This is a genomic window from Klebsiella variicola (assembly GCF_000828055.2).
Lineage (GTDB): Bacteria > Pseudomonadota > Gammaproteobacteria > Enterobacterales > Enterobacteriaceae > Klebsiella > Klebsiella variicola.
The window spans coordinates 2,862,926-2,883,144 of the sequence record NZ_CP010523.2; the positions used below are offsets into that span (position 1 = coordinate 2,862,926).

The following is a 20,219-nucleotide window of genomic DNA, read 5'->3' on the forward strand; positions in this document are numbered from 1 at the left end:
GAGGATGTTATGGAACAGATTACATTGTCATTTCCTGCCAACCGCGCCCTCAGCGGCAAAGCATTGGCAGGGGTCGTAGGTTCAGGCGATATGGAAGTGCTTTATACCGCCGCACAGAGCGCCACGCTCAACGTACAGATCACTACCTCCGTGGATAACAGCCAGGCGCGCTGGCAGGCGCTGTTCGACAGGCTGAACCTGATCAACGGTCTGCCCGCCGGGCAGTTGATTATCCACGACTTCGGCGCCACGCCGGGCGTCGCTCGTATTCGTATTGAACAAGTCTTTGAGGAGGCCGCTCATGCGTAACGATCGCAGCTTTATCGAACTGCGCGCTCGCGAACACGCCCACGCCCTGCTGGACGACGGCAGCTATCGCGAACTGCTGGATCCGTTTGAAGGCATTATGTCGCCGTGGCTCGGCGCGCAGGGCATCGTCCCGCAGTCCGACGACGGTATGGTGGTCGCCAAAGGCACGATCAACGGCCAACCTGCGGTGGTGATTGCCATCGAAGGCACCTTCCAGGGCGGCAGTATGGGCGAAGTCTCCGGCGCCAAAATGGCCGCCGCACTGGAGCTGGCGGCGGAAGATAACCGCAACGGTATCCCGACCCAGGCGGTACTGTGCCTCGAAACCGGCGGCGTACGTCTGCAGGAGGCCAACCTCGGTCTGGCCGCCATCGCCGATATTCATGCCGCGATTGTCGACCTGCGCCGCTACACCCCGGTGGTCGGCATTATTACCGGTACCGTCGGCTGCTTCGGCGGCATGTCCATCGCCGCGGCGCTGTGCAGCTACCTTATCGTCACCCGTGAAGCCCGTCTCGGCCTCAACGGCCCGCAGGTTATCGAGCAGGAAGCCGGCATTGAAGAGTACGACTCCCGCAACCGGCCGTTTATCTGGAGCATGACCGGGGGTGAAATTCGCGCCGCCAGCGGACTGGTCGACGCGCTGGTTAACGATGGCGTTAACGCCGTTAAAACCGCAATGAACGAGGCGATCGCCAAAGGCGTACCGGCCCAGCACCGTAGCGACAACTATGACGATTATCTGCGTCGCTTGAGCCAGTTCGATACCCGCCAGCAGGCGGATACCGCGCAGATTAAACAGCTTTTTGCCCGGGAGGATAAATAATGAGTCAGTTCCCAAACCGCGCCGCGCTGTGGCTGAATAAACTGGCGCCCGACGCGCCGCTGATGAGTGGTCTGTGCCCTTCGGTGCAGGTCGCAGATGGCCAGATTGATGGTGAAAGCGTCCGCTTTATCGCCGTGGTGCCTGACGCCAACAACCACTACCCGCGCGCCGCCGGCGGCGAAGTCGGCTTGCTGGAAGGCTGGACGCTGGCGAAAGTGGTCAACGAAACCATCGCCGCTGACGCCGACCAGCCTGTGAAACGGCCGATCGTCGCGGTAATTGATGTCCCGAGCCAGGCCTATGGCCGCCGCGAAGAAGCTTTCGGCATCCATCAGGCGCTGGCCGGGGCGGCAGGCGCCTACGCCAAAGCCCGTCTTGCCGGCCACCCGGTGATTGGCCTGATTGTCGGAAAAGCGATGTCCGGGGCGTTTCTGGCCCACGGCTACCAGGCCAACCGCCTGATCGCCTTTAACGATAGCGGTGTGCTGGTCCACGCGATGGGTAAAGAATCGGCAGCGCGCATTACGCTGCGTACCGTGGAGGCGCTGGAGAAACTGGCGGCGACAATCCCGCCGATGGCCTACGACGTCAGCAACTATGCGACGCTCGGCCTGCTCTCCGCCCTTCTGGATATTAATAATCCGGATGCGCCAGACGAAGGCGATCTGTCGCTGGTCAGCCGTACCCTGCGCGACGCCATCGCTGACGCGCGCAAAGATACCTCGCTGAAGTGCCGCCTGGGCGCGGAAAACCGCCGTAGCTCACAATTGGTTCGCGATCGCATGCGCGCCAGCTGGTAAGACGTTCGTACGTAAGTAGTAGAAGAAAACCTGCCGGAAGCTGTCCCCCGGAGCGCGGAATACACGCTCCGGGAAGGGACGGCTTTTAGAAAAAATAACAATCGCGCCAGTACTCTATTTTATTTACAGGTGATTTATGACTTATGTGATTATTCATGCTCTTGCCCCGATTTTCGTCATTATGCTGCTGGGCTTCTGGGCCGGTAAGGCCGGGATGGTAGATAATAAAAATGTCTCCCTGCTCAATATCTTTGTAATGGATTTTGCCTTACCCGCCACGCTGTTTAGCGCCACGGTACAAACGCCGTGGGCCGGTATCGTCGCCCAGTCGCCGCTGGTGCTGGTGCTGACCGGCGCGATGTGGATCACCTATGCCGCGATCTACTTCCTCGCCACCAGCGTGTTCAAACGCACGCCGCAGGATGCCGCGGTGCTGACCCTCACCGTCGCCCTGCCAAACTATGCCGCGTTGGGTCTGCCGATCCTCGGCAGCGTGCTGGGTGAAGGCGCGTCAACCTCGCTGTCGGTGGCGGTCTCTATCGCCTGCGGCTCGGTACTGATGACCCCGTTCTGCCTGCTGATTCTGGAACGTGAAAAAGCCCGCGCCGCAGGTGAAAACAGCGGTTCTACGTTGGCGATGTTGCCGGTGCTGATGTGGCGTTCGGTGAAAAAACCGATCGTCTGGGGCCCACTGCTTGGGGTGGTGCTTTCCGCGATCGGCATAAAAATGCCGGAAATGCTGCTGGCCTCCATTAAACCGCTGGGCCTGGCCGCCACCGCCGCCGCGCTGTTCCTCACCGGGGTGATCCTGTCGGCACGTAAACTGCAGCTCAATGCGCTGATCGCCACTTCCACCATCGTGAAACTGCTGGTGCAGCCGTTTATTGCCTGGGGTCTGGTGATGCTGCTGGGTCTGCACGGCTCTATCGCCATTACCGCGATCCTGATGATTGCCCTGGCCGCCGGCTTCTTCGGCGTGGTCTTCGGCAACCGCTTCGGCGTCCAGTCTCCTGATGCTGAAGCCGTGCTGCTGTTAAGCTCGGTTCTGTGTATCCTGTCGCTACCGCTGTTTATCTCTTTGACTTCAGGACTGTAAACCATGTCATCAACGCCGCGTCCCCACGATTTACTCTGGTTAAACCACGCCAGCGCCCTGGAGGCTATTGCCGAGCCGTGGGTGGCTCAGCAGTGGCGAGCCGCGCTGCCGGTGGTGGTGAGACGCGACGTTGATAACCAGGCCCGCATCCCGGTGGGGGTGCGGGGCATGAAGCGCGAGCAGCGCGCCGCCGGCTGGGTCCAGGCGCACAATATCGTGCGCTGCGTTACGCCGGAAATGCTGGTGGAGCGCGAGCGTCTGCTGGGCTCCCCTTTTGTTTCACAGCCGCCGGTTCAGGCGGCTATCGCCCTTACCTTACACCCCTGGTCCTGGCGCTGGGGCGTCACCGGCAGCACCGGCTATGCGCTGGCCACTGAGATCCCGGTACTCCATGCGGCAAGCGATCTGGATCTGCTGATCCGCGCGCCGCAGCCGCTGGATCGCGAGGCGCTGCGCGAGTGGCTGGCCCGTGTGGCCCAACTGCCGTGCCGCGCCGATACCCAGGTAGAAACGCCCTACGGCGCCTTCGCCCTTAATGAGTGGCTGCGCGATGGCCGTGCGCTGCTGAAAACATCCCATGGCGCACGCTTAACCGCGACGCCGTGGCACAGGGAGGAATGATGAAGATTTTATTTACTTTTCCCGGTCAGGGCGGCCAGCGCCCCGGCATGCTGGCGGCCCTCCCCGATCGCGAGGCTATCTTCACCCAGGCGCGCGCCGTGCTGGGGGATGAAGTCGCTACTCTCGATAGCGCCGACGCGCTAAAACACACCCGTGCGGTACAGCTCTGTCTGCTGATCGCCGGGGTCGCCTGGGCGCGCGAGCTACAGCGCCAGGGCGTGGATCCGCAGATGGTCAGCGGCCTCTCTATCGGCGCGTTTCCGGCCGCGGTGATTGCCGGCGCGCTCGATTTCGCCAGCGCGTTGCGGCTGGTGGCGCTGCGCGGCGATTTAATGGAGCAGGCTTATCCCGAAGGTTACGGGCTGACGGCGATTATGGGGCTGACCCGCCCGCGGGTTGAGGCGCTGATGCAGGGCCACGAGGTTTATCTCGCCAACCTCAACGCCGAAACGCAGATCGTGATCGCCGGGCGCGATGAGGCCATGGCCGAGGTGGCGCAGCTGGCGCTGCGGGCTGGCGCCAGTAAAGCCCAGCGGCTGGCGGTCAGCGTACCCTCGCACTGCGCACTGCTGGATAAACCCGCCGCAGCGCTGGCAAAAGCCTTTGCCGACGTCACCTTAACGCGCCCTCAGCGCGCCTATTTAAGCGGCTCGACGGCGCGCGTGCTGTGGGATCCACAGCGGATCGCTGACGATCTGGCGATGAACATGGCGCGCACCGTGCACTGGCAGGAGGCGATGATCGCCGCCGATGAACGCGACGCCAGGCTGGCAATCGAGATGCCGCCCGGCGGGGTGCTCACCTGCCTGACCCGCCAGGCGGGCTGGCGCGGCGAGACCATTTCGCTGGAGCGCAGCGGCGTAGATGTCGCCCGCCATCTGGCGCAGCGGCTTAGCGATTAATACTGCGGGCGTACATCCGCCCTTCCGCCGCCAGCGCCAGCAGGTCGGCATCGCGCTCGCGATGGTGCGAATAGACGATAGAGATCAGCTGGCGCATCTGATAGGGTTCCGCCAGCTTTAACAGCTGCACATCGTTTTCATAGACTTTCTTCATGCGTCCCGGCAGCAGCGCGAAGCCGACGCCTGCCTGCACCAGACTTATCATCGAAAAGATATCATTCACCCGGGTCACAATTTCCGGCTCAAAACCGGCCACCTGAAAGGCCTCCTGAAACCCGGCATAAGTCGCAAACCCTTCCGCCAGCGAAACAAACTTACGATCGGCATAATCGCGCAGGTCAGCGAGCTGAGTGGTATTCAGCTGTTCCGTCGCCGGCGCGGCGAGGAAGATATCATCTTCAAACAGCGGCACCACGTCGAAGGCCGAATGATTGTACTCGCCTTCATTGGTGGCGATTAAGATAGCATCCAGCGCATCGTCCTCCAGCATATCCAGCAGCATCTGGTTAGAGCCCATGGTCAGATCCAGCTCCAGCTCCGGGCGACGCAGCTTCATCCCCATAATGATGCGCGGAACGGTTTCCAGGGTCAGCGAATAGAGGGTACCGATGCGCAACCGTCCCTGACCGACGCCGGCGACTTTACGCGTCGCCTCAAGCCCACGGCTCATCAGACTCATCACATCCTGGCAGTATTCAAGCAGCGTCCACGCCGCCTGCAGCGGCAGCAGGTTGCGCCCTTTGTGGATAAACAGCGGGCAGCCGACCCCCTCTTCGAGCGTATGCAGCGCGCGGTGCACGCTAACGCTGCTGAGCTTCATGGCTTCGGCGGTTCTGGCGATATTGCCCTTCGCCATAAACATCATAAAGACCGATAGCTTGCGGAAGGTGATCTCCTGGTTGATATCGTCTTTCATAGCCCTTCCACACTCCTGGTTATCGTTTTTCTGTAGTAATTCAAGGCAGTATAACAATAACCCTCACGTCCGTTTTGACCGCAATCGCTAATTATCGTCAATATCCCCCGCGTAGTCGGTTCGCTTACTCGCCAGCCGGGAAATCGACTTGTCTCTATGAGCTCAATTCATTAATCAACGCGCCGATGGAGCCACGCCAAAAGCAGGCTGGCGAGCGTAAAAGCGGCCATGATCCACGCCATCGTCCACGGCGTACCGTCGTGGAGCCATGCCAGCAACAGCGAAGAGATAATGCCGCTGCCATACTGCAGCGAGCCGATCAGCGCCGAAGCGGAACCGGCATATTCACCGGCCTCATCCAGCGCCGCGGCGGTTGAGGTGGCGGCAATCACCCCATTCATTGAGAAGAACAGGAAAATACTCACCACAATCAGCGCCACGCCGCCGATATGCAGACGCACGCCGGCTGCCAGCACGACGACGGCAATCGCCGATACCGCCAGCGCCGCCTTCAACAGCGAACCTAACGCATGGCGCTGCACCAGACGACGATTGACCACGCTCATCAGCATAACCCCAACGATATTGACCGCGAACAACCAGCCGTAGTGCTGCGGCGCAATGCCGTAATAGCGAATATAGACATCCGGCGAACCGGTGATAAAAGCGTAAGCCGCGACGTAAAAGAAAGTCAGACTGAGGGTATAACGCATAAACGTCCGGTTTTTTACCAACGCGGCGTAATTGCGAAACGCGCTAAGCGGCGATCCTTTCTGCCGACGCTCTGGCGGCAGAGTTTCCGGCAGCCAGCACAAGGCGATAAACATCAGAGCGCCAATCACCACCAGCAGCCAGAAAATAGTGTGCCAGCTGGTGAATTTAATCATCTGCCCGCCGATCAGCGGCCCGGCAATCGGCGCAATCGCCATCACGATAGTCAGCGTCGAGAGCATCTGCGCGGCGCGAGTACGAGCAAACAGATCGCGAACCATCGCCCGCGCCAGCATCGGCCCAGTGCAGGCGCCAAGCGCCTGAAACACGCGCCAGAAAACAATCTGATCGATGGTGGTCGACAGCGCGCAGCCGGCGGAGCCGATAATAAATAGCACCATGCCGATGAACAGCGGCGTGCGACGCCCCAGCCGGTCGCTTATTGGCCCCCACACCAGTTGCGCCAGTGCAAAGCCAATCAGAAATCCGGTGATCGTCAGTTCGGCATCGCCGTGCAGTTGCGCGGCCATCATCGGCATGGCCGGCAGATAGATATCGGTGGAGAGCGAAGTAAAGGCCATCAGGCCGCTTAAAATCAAAATAAAAAGCGCCCCGCTGGTGGCGCGCTGATGCGATGAAGTCATTATGGTATCCGTTAAGGAGAGGAAAGCGGTGAAGTGCCTGGCTATTTTAGCCGGTTTCGGGGCAACGGATAATCCCCGGAAATCATAACAGGGTGATGAGCATCATTCATAAATAGCGGCAGGGAAAAGTGGATGGAAAAAAGGGAAGACCGTGGTCTTCCCTTTTGTTCACTGCACGAATGTGCTTTTACAGCGCCATATCATGCTGCGGCGAGGCGTCGCGCGGCGGCTCTGCCGGTTTGGCGGTCGCGGTTGGCGCAGCCGCTGGCATCTGGATCACCGGCGGCTTAGTCAGCTGCAGCGCCGCGGCGGTGTCATCCCATACCTGCTGGGTTAGCGCCACGTTACCGTTCAGCTTCTGACCGTAGCTCGGCACGATAGCGTGAATACGGCTCTGCCACTCCGGCGAGTTAAACTGCTGCGGGAACATCTGCTTGAGTACGTTCAGGGTGATCGGCGCGGCGGTGGAAGCCCCCGGCGACGCCCCGAGCAGCGCAGAAATCGTTTTCTGCTGATCGACCACCACTTCGGTACCCAGCTTCAGAACGCCGCCCTTCTCCGCGTCTTTCTTGATGATCTGCACGCGCTGACCGGCCTGGATCAATTTCCAGTCTTCTTTACGCGCGTCCGGGTAGTACTCTTTCAGCGCAGCAAAACGGTCATCATCACTGAGCATCACCTGGCTGACGAGATATTTCACCAGATCGAAGTTGTCGAGACCGACGTGGGTCATCGGCAGCACGTTATCGGTGGTGGTGGTGCTGAGCAGGTCAAAGAACGAACCATTTTTCAGGAACTTGGTCGAGAAGGTGGCGAATGGCCCGAACAGCACCACGCGCTTACCGTCGAGGTAACGAGCGTCAAGGTGCGGCACCGACATCGGCGGCGCGCCGACCGAAGCCTGACCGTAGACTTTCTCCAGATGCTGCGCGGTGACCGCCGGGTTCTCGGTCATCAGGAACGAGCCGCCCACCGGGAAACCGGCATAGTTATCCGCTTCCGGAATACCGGTTTTCTGCAGCAGCTTCAGCGCGCCGCCGCCGGCACCGATAAAGACGTATTTGGCGTCAATAGTCTGCGCGTCCCCGCTCTGCACGTTCTTAATCGTCACGTGCCAGGAGTTGTCGGCATTGCGTTTGAAATCGGTCACCTCGGAGGAGGTTTGCAGGGTGAAGTGGTTATTTTTCTTCAGGCTGCCGATCAGCTGGCGGGTAATTTCGCCGTAGTTGACATCGGTACCCACCGGCGTCCAGGTGGCGGCCACTTTCTGCTGCGGATCGCGACCTTCCATCACCAGCGGCGCCCACTGTTTAATTTGCGCGTGATCGGTGGAGAATTTCATCCCCTGGAATAAGGTAGTCTGCTGCAGCGCGTTATAACGTTTTTGCAGGTAATCCACATTATCGCCCCACACGAAACTCATATGCGGTGTGGAGTTAATAAAGGAGTGCGGGTCGTGCAAAATACCGCGTTTCACCTGTGCCGACCAGAACTGACGGGAAATCATAAACTGTTCGTTAATATCCAGCGCTTTGCTGACGTCAATCGACCCGTCCGCTCGTTCCGGGGTATAGTTCAGCTCCATATTCGCTGAGTGGCCGGTACCGGCGTTATTCCAGCCGTTGGAAGATTCCAGGGCAACGCCGTCCAGTTTCTCCACCATGGTCAGGTTCCAGTCCGGCTGCAGCGCCTGCAGCCAGGTGCCGAGCGAGGCGCTCATGATCCCGCCGCCAATCAGCAGGAAGTCGGTTTTTTTCGAGGTATCCGCTTCAGCATGCGTCGCCGCGCTGACGAACATCGCTAATGCGGTAAAGGAAATAATCGTTTTTTTCATTGCAGGCATAATAGAATTATCACGTAGCACACGGTAATAAGAGGCAGCATATTAACGCACTTTTACTTTATTTTAAAATATCATTTACACTCTGGCATTTTTAATCAAATAATTATTTAACTTAAAAAAGCAAAGCGAGACATCAAAATGATACCTGGTGAAAAATAACATCGAAAATTCAGCCTGATTGCTGAGAAAAATAAAAAAGAGAGTTTTTTTAGTTAATAAAGTCCAGGCGCGTACGACAATCGCGCGCGCCTGGCAGAGGGGTTAATGGGCGGGAGTGGTCGTGCTGCTGCGCTGTGCTTCGCGCAGGGCGAGACGCAGGTGATTATGATGTTGCGTCAGCAGCTCGCGCGCGTGCCAGGCATCCAGCCCGCTGAGCAGCATCAGGATCGCGGTGCGGCAGTGCTGATGGCAGCTGGCCAGTGCCGCTTTTGCTTCACTGCGCGTGCAGTCGGTGGCCGCCATGACAATCGCTATCTGCCGCTCCGCCCAGTGCGAATTGTCAGCCTGCACGTCCACCCGCAGATTGCTGTACACCCGACCGTCACGGATGGCGAGCCCGGTCGTCAGCATGTTGACGATCTGCCGCTGGGCCAGTTGAGCCTTCGGATTGGCTAAGCCTGCCACCGCTTCCGGCCCGGTCTGTGGGGCAATAATGATATCCGCCAGTTGCGCCGCCTCGCTGGCCGCCTGCTGAGTGACGACAGCGATAGGGGCCCCCAGCGACCAGGCGTGGCGCATCGCGCCCCACACCCACGGCGTCTTGCCGCTGACGGTCAACGCCAGCAGCATATCGTGGTTGGAAAAGTCCAGCGACTGCAGTTCAAAGGCGCCCAGGTCATAATTATTTGCTGCGGTTTCCCGCTCGGCCATCGCCGCCGTCTGCCCACCGGCAATCAGTCCCACCAGCGCGTGTTTGCCTTCCGGCGAATAGTCGCTGACCGCCTCGATGGCCGTCCGGCCTGACGCTCCAGCGCCGATAATGACCAGGCGCCCTCCCCGGCCCATCGTCGCGGTGGCGACATCAATCAGCCGGGCGATGTCCGGCAGGCAGGCGCCGACCGCCTCCGATATCTGCTTATCATCCTGATGCAGCATCGCCAGCATGTCTGCCGTGGCGAGACGATCGATGTGAGTGGTATCCGGGTGACGGCGGGCCTGCATTGCAGCGGTTAGCGAACTGTTCATAACAACCTCCATTTACAACAGAAAAAGCGCATCTCGGCGACATCAGCGGCCTGATGCATATCCTTATATTCATCAGGCCTATTTAACCTCTGCCGCCACTATAAGTGGAATGTTCTGTGCTTTACCGCCGTCGGGGTCACAGTTTACCCTCCCGACCGCCCCGTCAGGGGGCGATTGCCGGTTATCTGAGCAATCCTGTCTTACGTCTCATCTTCGCCGCCCGCTGGCATGGCCAGTCAGAAGGATTGCTGGCAGAGCATGTGAAACGGTTTACGTATCGGCTAAACCGCCTCGATTGGCTTTGATTACACGGCTTTATGAAAACCGTCCTATCGGCGATAATATGCCTTCACTGAATCTATCCGGGATCGTCATGAAGGCATCAGAGCAGCAGCCTCGCGTTCGCCAACGCGCCTTACCGTTAAAGCTGAGCACCGCCGTATCCTTGATGATCGGCAGCGTCATCGGCGCCGTGCTCCTGCTGGTGTATGCCTTGTGGTATATGCAGATCAGCAATGCCACCCGCGACGGTCTGAAAGAGACCGCGCTGGCGGTGGCGCGCACCATGGCTGATATGCCGCAGGTGAAGCGCGGACTGGAGGCGCCCCCGCAGCAGCAGATCATTCAGCCGCTGGCGCAGGCCATCACCCGGCGCAACGACCTGCTGTACGCTATCGTCACCGATATGCACGGTATTCGCTATTCGCATCCGGATACCTCTATCATCGGTAAGCGGTTTATCGGCCGGGATATCCTGCCCACGCTGCAGGGAAAAGAGAACGTTGCCATTAACCACGGCGTGCTGGCCCCGGCGCTGCGGGTATTCACCCCGGTGTTCAACGACCAGCGCCAGCAAATTGGCGTGGTGGTGGTCGGCATTTCGCTGAGTAAAGTGGACGAACAGATCGCCAACAGCCGCTGGGACGTGCTCCTGACAATCCTGTTCAGCGCGCTGGTCTGCGCGCTGGGCACCTGGAGCCTGGTGCGCGGCCTGAAGCGCGTCCTGCTGGGGCTGGAGCCGCAGGAGATTTCCACCCAGTTTCAACAGCGTCAGGCCATGCTTCACGCCCTGAAGGAGGGCGTCGTTGCCGTCGATGCCCACGGCGAAGTCAATTTGATCAACCCGGCGGCGCAGGAGATCCTCTTTTCCGGCCCGGACAAAACCCTCGCCCACACGCCGCTACTGGCCGACCTGCAGACCGTCTTGCAGAGCGGCGAGCCGATGTACGACCGCGAACTGGGATGCAATGGCCTGTTGCTGATCGGCAATACGGTGCCCATTCGCAACCAGGAAGCGGTGGTCGGCGCCATCTGTACCTTCCGCGATAAGACCGAGGTGAGCCAGCTGCTGCAGCGGCTGGACGGCATGATGAGCTATGTGGATGCCCTGCGCACCACCTCTCATGAATTTATGAATAAACTGCACGTGATCCTCGGCCTGCTGAATATGAAAAGCTATGGCAAACTCGAGGAATACGTGCTGCAGACCGCCCACCGCTATCAGGCGGACATCGGCGACATTCAGCACCGCATTAAATCCCCGGTGGTGGCGGGCTTCCTGATAAGTAAAATTCAGCGCGCCACCGAGTGCGGCTTTACGCTGACGCTGGCGGAAGAGAGCCAGGTGCCGGATTGCCCGAATGAGAAGCAGGTCACGGTGCTGGTGACGGTGCTGGGCAATCTTATCGAGAACGCGCTGGACGCCATGAGCGGCCAGGCGGAGGGTGAGATCGGCCTGCTGCTGCACTACCAGGACGGCTGGCTAAGCGGTGAAGTGAGCGATGACGGACCGGGGATCCCGGAAAATAATATCGACGCTATCTTTAACAAAGGTTTCTCCACCAAAGGCGAGAATCGTGGCGTCGGGCTGTTTCTCGCCAACCAGCAGCTGCGCGAACTGGGCGGCACCCTCGCCGTCGAGTCGGAACCCGGCGTATTTACCCAATTTTTTGTTCATCTCCCCTGGGATAGTAAAAGGAAACGTGCGTGATAAATGTGTTGATTGTTGACGATGATGCGATGGTGGCCGAACTGAATCGCCTGTACGTGGCAAGAGTTCCCGGCTTTCGTTGCAGCGGGAGCGCTTCGACGCTCAGTCAGGCCCAGGAGATGATTAACGATAAGCAGCGGGAGATCGATCTGGTGCTGCTGGATGTCTACATGCAACAGGACAGCGGGCTGGATCTACTGCCGACCATCCGCGAGTCGGGGCGCGCTATCGATGTCATCATGATCACCTCGGCGGCAGACGCCGCCACGGTGCAGACCGCGATGCATTACGGGGTGGTTGATTACCTGATCAAACCTTTCCAGTTTCCGCGCTTTGAAGAGGCGCTCACCACCTGGCGGGAGAAGCGTAAACTGATGACCGGCCAGCCGTATTACGAACAGGCCGACGTCGACCGTCTGCTGCACGGCGGCGCGCCGGAGGCCAGCGACGCGCGCAAGCTGCCCAAGGGGCTAACCGCGCAAACGCTGCGTACGCTCTGCCAGTGGATTGACGCCCATCCGGACGTTGAATTCTCTACCGATGAGCTGGCGGCGGCCGTAAATATCTCCCGCGTCTCGTGCCGCAAATATCTGATTTGGCTGGCGCAGATCAATATCCTCTACACCACTATCCACTACGGCGCTACCGGGCGACCGGTCTATCGCTACCGCCTGGTCGCCGAACAGTACAGTTTGCTTAAGCAGTACAGTCAATAACCTGATAGCCGCTGTCCAGCGGCGAAAAACGCAGCCGCTGCCGCGATGAGAGAATGATGTCGCGATTTTTGGTGACGAAAATCGCGTCGATATCCTCACGCTGACGCAGCGCTGCGCAGCCCTTCTCTACGCCGAGGCCGAACAGCAGCGTAGTCCAGATATCGCCGTCTAAAGAATCCGTGGAAATCACCGTCACGCTGTCGAGTTCGTTATCCAGCGGATAACCGCTGCGCGGGTCGAGAATATGGTGCCAGCGTTTGCCGTCCTGCTCAAAATAACGTTCATAGGTTCCGGAAGTGACCACCGACTGCCCGTTGATCGTCAGGGAGCCAATCAGCGCCTGCGCGTCGGCAAACGGTTTTTTCAGGCCAATGGTCCATTCGCCGAGGGTATGCACATTGCCGCCGAGATTGATCAGCGCCTTCGCCACCTGCTGCTGACGGAGATAATCGCGCACGCGGTCAGCGATATAGCCTTTGGCGATCGCCCCAAGATCCAACTCCATCCCCGGCTGCTGGAGAAACACACTACAGGTAGTCTCATCGAGGATCACCTCCTGTGGGCGGGTCAGCGCCAGTCGGGCTCTGATATCAGCCGCGTCAGGCACGCTGTGCCCGTGAAAGCCAATTCGCCACAGCTTCACCAGCGGGCCGATGGCAAGATTAAAGGCGCTGTCGCGCACCATGCTGGCGGCTTTGGCGCACTGAATCAGCTGAAAGACCGGGCGACTGACCGTGACCGGATGGCGTCCGGCGGCATGGTTGATATCCATCACCTGCGACTCGGCACGGTTAACGGTAAGCAGATCTTCGTAGCGTTTAATTAACTGAAATACGCGGGAGGCCAGTGCCTCATCGTGGGAATAAAGTTTGAGCAGAATGGGGGACCCCATCAGGACGGCGGAGTAGCTATAGACACGGTTATCGGACATCGGGCTCTCCTTCAGAAGGGATAAGCCGGGCGGCAAAAGCACCAGCCCGGCATCAGCAATTACCTGTTATCCTCTGGCACGTTTCGCCGCCTGGTGGCCCGCGAGGGTACCGAAGATGATGATATCCGCGACCGCGTTACCGCCGATGCGGTTGCCGCCGTGGATCCCACCCACCACTTCACCGGCGGCGTAGGCGCCGCGGATCGGCTGCTGGTCAACGTTCAGCACTTCGCCATCGGTGTTAATGGTCACGCCGCCCATGGTGTGGTGCACCCCGGGGGCGATGCGAATGGCATGGAACGGGCCTTCGTTAATCGGCGCGCGCAGCGCGGTGGTCCGGCCAAACTGTTCATCATGCTGTTTTTCCACTGCCCCGTTGTAACACTCGAGGGTGGCGAGGAAGGCATGGTAATCCATCCCCAGTTTCTCCGCCAGTTCACGCGGGGAGCTGGCGCTGGTGACGAAGCCTTTGGCGATGTACTCATCGGCAGCTTTGTTTTTCGCCCGCACATGCTCGTCAAAGACAATGTACGCATAGTGTTCCGGCAGGGCGATAATCGCCGCCGAGACTTTATCGCGGGTCTCCATTTCGTTAAAGAAGCGGTTCCCCTGCTGGTTAACAAGAATAGCGCCGCCGCCGCGAATCGATTCGGAAATCAGGTACGAAGTCTGCTGTTCGACGGTGGGGTGAATCTGAATTTCGCCCATATCCACGGTGCCAGCGCCGATGCGTTCCAGCAGCGCGATACCGCTCCCGGTCGCCCCTTTGTGGTTGGTGGTCACGAAACCGTCGAGGTCCGGACGATACTTCACCACCATCGCGCTGTTGGCGCTGAAGCCGCCGGTGGCCACTACGATGCTTTTGGTCTGCACTTCGATGACTTCTTTTTCGTCGTTGACCAGACGTACACCGCTCACCTCATCCCCGCTCATCAGGATCTCTTCCACCGAGGTATCCAGCAGGACGTCGATGCCGCGTTTGGTGATGTTGCGCACCAGGCCGCTAATCAGATAGCCGCCGACCGCTGATCCGTCGCGCGGACGGTGGGTACGGTCAATGCTCATCCCGCCGGTGGTGGTGATGTCGTTGAGCATAATGCCGCGGTCCGCCAGCCACTCAATGGCTTGCGGCGCATTCTCCACGAAGCGACGCAGCAGCTGCGGGTTGTTTTTGTTGTGGCCGCCCTTCAGGGTTTCCTGATAGAACAACTCTTTACTGTCCTGAATACCTTTGACCCGCTGGAAGCGAGTTTCCGCGGCGTTCATCCCGGCGGAAGCCTTGATGGTGTTGCCGCCAATGGTCGGCATTTTTTCGACGATCAGGACGCTGGCGCCTTCGTCGTGAGCCTGAATGGCTGCCGCCAGGCCGGCGCCGCCGCTGCCGACCACCACCACGTCATAACTTTTCGGCGCGGCGTCATTGCCGCCCTCTTCCGCTGCCAGCGCTTTGCTGGATTTCAGCATCGCTTTAGCGACCGCTTTTTTCACCGCTTCGCTCTGGCTGGTAGCACCGGAAATGGCGTCCACGTGCGGGGTGTTGGCGGTCAGAATACGTTCGCGGATCTCTTCGAAGCTGGTGGTGAACTCGACGGTCTGCACCGGGCTCGCCGCCAGTTCAATATCGGCAATATGATCATTTTCGAGGCTAACGTTGATCACCAGTTCATTGGCGTCATCCTGAACGGTTTCAACAAACATCCCCGGCTTAAATTTAGCGTCGCCCATGCTCATGTCGCGGATCATCGCTTCCACCAGCGAGAAGCGCCACAGCGGTTCCGGAATATGAAGCGCCTCGCGCTGGGTGCTGTCGATAAACAGCTCCAGCTCTTCACCGGCGGCGATACGAGCCGCCCAGTCCGGATAGGCGATGCAGGCGCGGCCCACGGCGATCAGGTCATAACCGTGATCGAGGCCCAGCTCGGCATCAGCAACGTTCACCACCCCGCCGACGCCCATCACCGGCACCTGGGCGAGGGTTTCAGAGCGCATCGCGCAGTATTTCTCGATCAGCGGTGTTGGATCGCTGGTATCGACGATAGAGGGACGCAGGGTCGCGCCCACCGAGAAGTGCAGATAATCGACACCGCGGGCAGCCAGCTTTTCCAGCAGATACATGGTGTCGTCGAAGCGGATCCCCGGGACCTCCATCTCTTCCGGCGAGAAGCGATAGCCGATGATAAAGGCATCGTCAGCGTACTGGCGGGCCATTTTGTGGGTGATGTCGAGGACCGCCAGCGGGAAACGGGCGCGATTGTCGCGGCTACCGCCCCACTCGTCGTCGCGCTGGTTGGAGTTCGGCGAATAGAACTGCTGGATAAGGTAGGTGTTGGCGCCGTGAATTTCGACGCCGTCGAAGCCGGCGAGAATGGCGCGACGGACGCCGTCGCCAAACTTGGCGATCATCCCTTCCACTTCTTCTCCGCTCAGCGCCCGCGGCATCGCGGCGCCCTCACGCGGCGCGGCAATAGCGCTTGGCGCCACCGGCTGGCGCCCCCCGATCAGCTGCGGGTCGACCATGCGTCCGCCGTGATAGATCTGCAGAATCGCTTTTGAACCTTGCGCTTTGATCGCCTCGGCGATTTTCGCCAGGCCGGCAATTTTTTCATCATTATCGATGCCGATCGCGCCCGGGAAGGCCAGGCCGTAGTCATCAATAAAGCAGCACTCGACAATAATGGTGCCGATGCTGCCGGCGCGAGCGCGATAGTACTCCACCAGCTCGCTGGTGACAGTCCCATCGAAATAACCGGTGCAGGTGGTCATCGGCGCCATGAGCAAACGGTTTTTCAGCTCCGTACCATTTGGTAAAGTAAATGGCTGCAGAATTCGTTCGTTACTGGTCATAAGTTACGCTCCAGATTTTAAAATATTAAAAACTCAGAATGGGGTGACGGAATCATTAATGGTTTTGGTTTTTTAATTCCTGTTGTCATGCCAATAATATAGCGTGTTTTTTAGTTACTAAATCAATTACGTTAGTTATAAAACTATTTAACCCCAACAATAACATCGCTACCTCTATTGTATTATTAAAATAATAAATAGCATTTACATAATACAAATGCACGATAACATTTCAGATACTTATGTTAACATTAAAAACGATCGCAAATTTCAATAAAACCATTTATTTTCATGCAGTTACGAAAATAATGGATAAATTCAGCATTAAATGTTCATTTTTATTTTAACATTTATCGATATTTTAGCCAAATTAACACCTCATCATATAGGGTTATACTGATAATAAAAAAATAGTGAAATCACCTGCTTTTCTTGATCTCGATCAATTGCAACGGCCATTGAAAGCGCAATATATAAATAACCAACAAATTTAATTTAACGCCCAGACAAACGCGTTAAATAAACGCCCTGACGATACTCAGAAACGAAAAATAAAAACTAAAGTAACTTTTGTAATTAAAGAAATCACTGAGCATGTCGCTGGCGTAAACGCTATTTTCAACAACTTGCAGATACTCATTATGAAAGAGAAAAAGACAACCATACCGCCTGCCGGTGCAGTCAATCCAACGACTGCGACTAAAAAACGTCTCCTGATGATGGCGCTGCCGATTATCGTTGCCGTACTGTTATTGTTCGTTCCGGTCCCGGACGGCCTGCCGCCGTACGCCTGGCACTACTTCGCCATCTTCGTCGGGGTGATCGTCGGGTTAATTTTTGAACCGCTGCCTGGCGCCGTTATCGGCATCACCGGCGTGGTGGTGATCGCCCTCTGTAGCCAGTGGCTGTTGTTCAGCCCGGAACAGATGGCCGCCCCGAGCTTCAAGCTGGCCGGCGCCTCCTTTAAATGGGCGGTGAGCGGCTTCGGCAACTCCACGGTCTGGCTTATCTTCGGCGCCTTTATGTTCGCCGCCGGCTACGATAAAACCCAGTTTGGCCGCCGCCTGGCGCTGATCCTGGTGAAATATCTTGGCCGTCGCAGCCTGACGCTGGGCTACGCCATCACCTTCGCTGACCTGTTGCTGGCGCCGTTTACGCCGTCTAACACCGCACGCAGCGGCGGTACCATCTACCCGATTATTGCCAACCTGCCGCCGCTGTACGGTTCAAAACCAAACGACCCGAGCGCGCGTAAAATCGGTTCCTATCTGATGTGGGTGGCGATCACCGCCGCCTGTATCACCAGCTCGATGTTCCTGTCAGCGCTGGCACCGAACCTGCTGGCCCTGGCGCTGGTAAAAAGCATCGTCGGCATCAACATCTCGTGGGGGACCTGGTTCATCGCCTTCCTGCCGCTCGGTGTCCTGCTGATCCTGACTATGCCGCTGCTGGCTTACTGGTTCTATCCGCCGGAAGTGAAAATCAATAACGAAGTGCCGCTGTGGGCCGCGCGTGAGCTGGAAAAACTGGGCAAACTGTCGCGCAATGAAATTCTGCTGCTGGTGTTCGTCTGCTTCGCGCTGATGATGTGGATCTTCGCCGCCGACTGGATTGAACCGGCGCTGGCCGCCCTGCTGGTTATCGTGCTGATGCTGTGGACCGGCGTGCTCTCCTGGAGCGACATCACCAACAACAAAGCGGCGTGGAACACCTTTGTCTGGTTTGCCACCCTGGTGGCGCTGGCCGACGGCCTCTCCTCCACCGGTTTCATCGCCTGGCTGGGTAAAGAGGGCGGCGCGCTGATGGGCGGTATCTCCCCAGGCGTGGCGACCATCGTCCTGCTGCTGGCGTTCTACCTGCTGCACTACCTGTTTGCCAGCACCACCGCGCACACCACTGCCCTGCTGCCGGCCATGCTGACTATTGCGGCCACCATTCCGGGTATGAATATGGAAGTGTTCGTCCTGCTGATGGTCACCTCGCTGGGCGTGATGGGGATTATCACCCCGTACGGTACTGGCCCAAGCCCAATCTACTACGGCAGCGGCTACCTGCCGACCAAAGACTACTGGCGCCTCGGCACCATCTTTGGCGCCATCTTCCTGGCCGCCCTGCTGCTGATTGGCTATCCGTGGATGTCCATGATGTTCTGATTCATAACCGCCGGGACCACCCCGGCGGTTTTTATCTTTATGGAGTAAGTGACTATGTCGACTAAACCGTTTGTTTATCAGGATCCGTTCCCGCTGGCGCACGACGATACCGAATACTATCTGCTCAGCAAAGAGCACGTCTCTGTCGCCGAATTTGACGGCCAGCCGGTTCTGAAAGTAGAGCCGCAGGCGCTGACCCTGCTCGCCCAGCAGGCCTTCCACGACGCCGCCTTTATGCTGCGCGTCTCCCATCAGCAGCAGGTCGCCTCGATTCTGCTCGACCCGGAAGCTAGCGAAAACGACAAATACGTGGCGCTGCAGTTCCTGCGCAACTCCGAAATCGCCGCCAAAGGTATTCTGCCGACCTGTCAGGATACCGGCACCGCTATCATCATGGGTAAAAAAGGCCAGCGCGTCTGGACCGGCGGTGGCGATGAAGCCGCCCTGGCGCAGGGCGTTTACAACACCTATACCGAAGATAACCTGCGTTACTCACAGAACGCGCCGCTGGATATGTATAAAGAGGTCAACACCGGCACCAACCTGCCGGCGCAGATCGATCTCTACAGCGTCGACGGTGACGAATATAAATTCCTGTGCATGGCGAAAGGCGGCGGTTCCGCCAATAAAACCTATCTCTATCAGGAAACCAAAGCGCTGATCACTCCGGCGAAGCTGAAAAACTATCTGGTCGAGAAGATGCGTACCCTCGGGACCGCCGCCTGCCCGCCATACCATATCGCGTTTGTGATCGGCGGCACCTCGGCAGAAGCGACGCTGAAGACCGTGAAGCTGGCCTCCACCCGCTACTACGACGGCCTGCCGACCGAAGGCAACGAGCACGGTCAGGCGTTTCGCGACGTCCAGCTGGAGCAGGAGCTGCTGCAGGAAGCGCAGAACCTCGGCCTCGGCGCGCAGTTTGGCGGGAAATACTTCGCTCACGATATCCGGGTGATCCGTCTGCCGCGTCACGGCGCCTCCTGCCCGATCGGCATGGGCGTCTCCTGCTCCGCCGACCGCAACATCAAAGCGAAAATCAACCGCGACGGCATCTGGATCGAGAAGCTGGAGAGCAATCCGGGGAAATATATCCCTGAACATCTGCGTCAGCAGGGTGAAGGCAATGTCGTCAGCATCAACCTGAATCAGCCGATGAGCGAAATCCTGGCGCAACTGTCGGCGCACCCGGTCTCCACCCGCCTGAGCCTCAACGGCACCATCATCGTGGCCCGCGACATCGCCCACGCCAAGCTAAAAGAGCTTATTGATAACGGCGAGGCGCTGCCGCAGTACGTCAAAGATCACCCGATCTACTACGCGGGCCCGGCGAAGACGCCGACCGGTTATGCCTCCGGCTCCCTCGGTCCGACTACCGCAGGCCGCATGGACTCTTATGTCGATCTGCTGCAGTCGCACGGCGCGAGCATGGTAATGCTGGCGAAAGGCAACCGCAGCCAGCAGGTGACCGATGCCTGCCATAAACACGGCGGCTTCTACCTCGGCAGCATTGGCGGCCCGGCAGCAGTGCTCGCCCAGCAGAGCATTAAGAGCCTCGAGTGCGTGGCCTATCCGGAACTGGGGATGGAAGCTATCTGGAAAATCGAAGTGGAAGATTTCCCGGCGTTTATTCTGGTTGATGATAAAGGTAACGACTTCTTCCAGCAGATCCAGAATAAGCAGTGTGCCGGCTGTCAACAGCACGGCTAACGCTCACTTCTGACGCTGATATCAG

The 20,219-nt window shown here is 58.5% G+C and carries 16 protein-coding genes; 10 read left to right on the forward strand and 6 right to left on the reverse strand.

Annotated features, from left to right (window positions below; all coding sequences use genetic code 11):
- Positions 1 to 9 precede the first annotated feature (9 nt).
- From mdcC to mdcH, 6 genes are all read left to right on the forward strand, one after another.
- Entirely contained in the window at positions 10 to 309 is a 300-nt protein-coding gene (gene mdcC / locus SP68_RS13520; protein ID WP_012541865.1) for a malonate decarboxylase acyl carrier protein, read from the forward strand.
- On the forward strand, positions 302 to 1,135 hold the full coding sequence (locus tag SP68_RS13525; RefSeq protein ID WP_040968476.1) for a biotin-independent malonate decarboxylase subunit beta: 834 nt from the start codon (positions 302 to 304) through the stop codon (positions 1,133 to 1,135). Before mdcC ends, SP68_RS13525 begins: the two co-directional genes overlap by 8 nt.
- Positions 1,135 to 1,935, forward strand: coding sequence for a biotin-independent malonate decarboxylase subunit gamma (gene mdcE, locus SP68_RS13530; RefSeq protein WP_012968318.1), 801 nt, complete (start codon positions 1,135 to 1,137; stop codon positions 1,933 to 1,935). The genes SP68_RS13525 and mdcE overlap by 1 nt, the downstream gene beginning before the upstream one ends.
- Positions 1,936 to 2,071: 136 nt before the next feature.
- Positions 2,072 to 3,031: an AEC family transporter gene (locus tag SP68_RS13535; RefSeq protein WP_012541868.1), complete on the forward strand. Its 960-nt coding sequence runs from the start codon at positions 2,072 to 2,074 to the stop codon at positions 3,029 to 3,031.
- Positions 3,032 to 3,034: 3 nt separating this feature from the next.
- Positions 3,035 to 3,652: a malonate decarboxylase holo-ACP synthase gene (locus SP68_RS13540; RefSeq protein ID WP_040968475.1), complete on the forward strand. Its 618-nt coding sequence runs from the start codon at positions 3,035 to 3,037 to the stop codon at positions 3,650 to 3,652.
- A complete protein-coding gene (gene mdcH, locus SP68_RS13545) occupies positions 3,652 to 4,554 on the forward strand; it encodes a malonate decarboxylase subunit epsilon (protein ID WP_023340079.1) in 903 nt (300 codons plus the stop codon). Before SP68_RS13540 ends, mdcH begins: the two co-directional genes overlap by 1 nt.
- Here mdcH and SP68_RS13550 read toward each other — a convergent pair.
- The 4 genes from SP68_RS13550 to SP68_RS13565 all read right to left on the reverse strand — a co-directional run bounded on the left by SP68_RS13550 (position 4,544) and on the right by SP68_RS13565 (position 9,853).
- A complete protein-coding gene (locus tag SP68_RS13550) occupies positions 4,544 to 5,470 on the reverse strand; it encodes a LysR family transcriptional regulator (RefSeq protein WP_040968474.1) in 927 nt (308 codons plus the stop codon). The genes mdcH and SP68_RS13550 overlap by 11 nt on opposite strands.
- A 170-nt stretch (positions 5,471 to 5,640) precedes the next feature.
- Positions 5,641 to 6,825 (reverse strand): multidrug effflux MFS transporter, encoded by a 1,185-nt coding sequence (locus SP68_RS13555; RefSeq protein WP_040968473.1) that lies wholly within the window; start codon positions 6,823 to 6,825, stop codon positions 5,641 to 5,643.
- A 187-nt stretch (positions 6,826 to 7,012) separates the two neighbouring features.
- Complete coding sequence (gene mqo / locus SP68_RS13560) at positions 7,013 to 8,623, reverse strand: malate dehydrogenase (quinone) (protein ID WP_224226274.1); 1,611 nt, start codon at positions 8,621 to 8,623, stop codon at positions 7,013 to 7,015.
- A gap of 306 nt (positions 8,624 to 8,929) precedes the next feature.
- Positions 8,930 to 9,853 (reverse strand): N-acetylmuramic acid 6-phosphate etherase, encoded by a 924-nt coding sequence (locus SP68_RS13565; RefSeq protein WP_008805041.1) that lies wholly within the window; start codon positions 9,851 to 9,853, stop codon positions 8,930 to 8,932.
- A 373-nt stretch (positions 9,854 to 10,226) separates the two neighbouring features.
- Between SP68_RS13565 and SP68_RS13570 the strand changes: the two genes are divergently transcribed.
- Positions 10,227 to 11,843: a sensor histidine kinase gene (locus tag SP68_RS13570; RefSeq protein ID WP_040968472.1), complete on the forward strand. Its 1,617-nt coding sequence runs from the start codon at positions 10,227 to 10,229 to the stop codon at positions 11,841 to 11,843.
- Positions 11,840 to 12,559 carry a two-component system response regulator DcuR gene (gene dcuR, locus SP68_RS13575; RefSeq protein ID WP_008805043.1) on the forward strand — a complete coding sequence of 240 codons (720 nt, stop codon included), beginning with the start codon at positions 11,840 to 11,842 and terminating at the stop codon, positions 12,557 to 12,559. The genes SP68_RS13570 and dcuR overlap by 4 nt, the downstream gene beginning before the upstream one ends.
- Here dcuR and SP68_RS13580 read toward each other — a convergent pair.
- On the reverse strand, positions 12,540 to 13,490 hold the full coding sequence (locus SP68_RS13580; RefSeq protein ID WP_022066053.1) for an FAD:protein FMN transferase: 951 nt from the start codon (positions 13,488 to 13,490) through the stop codon (positions 12,540 to 12,542). The two genes, dcuR and SP68_RS13580, sit on opposite strands and share 20 nt — an antisense overlap.
- Positions 13,491 to 13,556: 66 nt before the next feature.
- Positions 13,557 to 16,334, reverse strand: a complete 2,778-nt coding sequence (locus SP68_RS13585; protein ID WP_012541875.1) for a flavocytochrome c — start codon at positions 16,332 to 16,334, stop codon at positions 13,557 to 13,559.
- A gap of 641 nt (positions 16,335 to 16,975) precedes the next feature.
- On the opposite strand from SP68_RS13585, the gene SP68_RS13590 reads away from it, so the two are divergent.
- Complete coding sequence (locus tag SP68_RS13590; protein ID WP_012968326.1) at positions 16,976 to 18,487, forward strand: anion permease; 1,512 nt, start codon at positions 16,976 to 16,978, stop codon at positions 18,485 to 18,487.
- A gap of 54 nt (positions 18,488 to 18,541) precedes the next feature.
- Positions 18,542 to 20,194, forward strand: a complete 1,653-nt coding sequence (gene fumA, locus SP68_RS13595) for a class I fumarate hydratase FumA (RefSeq protein WP_040968471.1) — start codon at positions 18,542 to 18,544, stop codon at positions 20,192 to 20,194.
- Positions 20,195 to 20,219 lie beyond the last annotated feature (25 nt).

What these genes read in the sequence shown, in the direction of transcription:
- mdcH (WP_023340079.1), top strand. Translation starts at nt 3,652, where the DNA reads ATGAAGATTTTATTTACTTTTCCCGGTCAGGGCGGCCAGCGCCCCGGC.
- SP68_RS13585 (WP_012541875.1), bottom strand. Translation starts at nt 16,334, where the DNA reads ATGACCAGTAACGAACGAATTCTGCAGCCATTTACTTTACCAAATGGT.
- SP68_RS13550 (WP_040968474.1), bottom strand. Translation starts at nt 5,470, where the DNA reads ATGAAAGACGATATCAACCAGGAGATCACCTTCCGCAAGCTATCGGTC.
- SP68_RS13590 (WP_012968326.1), top strand. Translation starts at nt 16,976, where the DNA reads ATGAAAGAGAAAAAGACAACCATACCGCCTGCCGGTGCAGTCAATCCA.
- SP68_RS13580 (WP_022066053.1), bottom strand. Translation starts at nt 13,490, where the DNA reads ATGTCCGATAACCGTGTCTATAGCTACTCCGCCGTCCTGATGGGGTCC.
- fumA (WP_040968471.1), top strand. Translation starts at nt 18,542, where the DNA reads ATGTCGACTAAACCGTTTGTTTATCAGGATCCGTTCCCGCTGGCGCAC.
- SP68_RS13570 (WP_040968472.1), top strand. Translation starts at nt 10,227, where the DNA reads ATGAAGGCATCAGAGCAGCAGCCTCGCGTTCGCCAACGCGCCTTACCG.
- mdcC (WP_012541865.1), top strand. Translation starts at nt 10, where the DNA reads ATGGAACAGATTACATTGTCATTTCCTGCCAACCGCGCCCTCAGCGGC.
- SP68_RS13540 (WP_040968475.1), top strand. Translation starts at nt 3,035, where the DNA reads ATGTCATCAACGCCGCGTCCCCACGATTTACTCTGGTTAAACCACGCC.
- SP68_RS13555 (WP_040968473.1), bottom strand. Translation starts at nt 6,825, where the DNA reads ATGACTTCATCGCATCAGCGCGCCACCAGCGGGGCGCTTTTTATTTTG.
- SP68_RS13525 (WP_040968476.1), top strand. Translation starts at nt 302, where the DNA reads ATGCGTAACGATCGCAGCTTTATCGAACTGCGCGCTCGCGAACACGCC.
- SP68_RS13565 (WP_008805041.1), bottom strand. Translation starts at nt 9,853, where the DNA reads ATGAACAGTTCGCTAACCGCTGCAATGCAGGCCCGCCGTCACCCGGAT.
- mdcE (WP_012968318.1), top strand. Translation starts at nt 1,135, where the DNA reads ATGAGTCAGTTCCCAAACCGCGCCGCGCTGTGGCTGAATAAACTGGCG.
- SP68_RS13535 (WP_012541868.1), top strand. Translation starts at nt 2,072, where the DNA reads ATGACTTATGTGATTATTCATGCTCTTGCCCCGATTTTCGTCATTATG.
- mqo (WP_224226274.1), bottom strand. Translation starts at nt 8,623, where the DNA reads ATGTTCGTCAGCGCGGCGACGCATGCTGAAGCGGATACCTCGAAAAAA.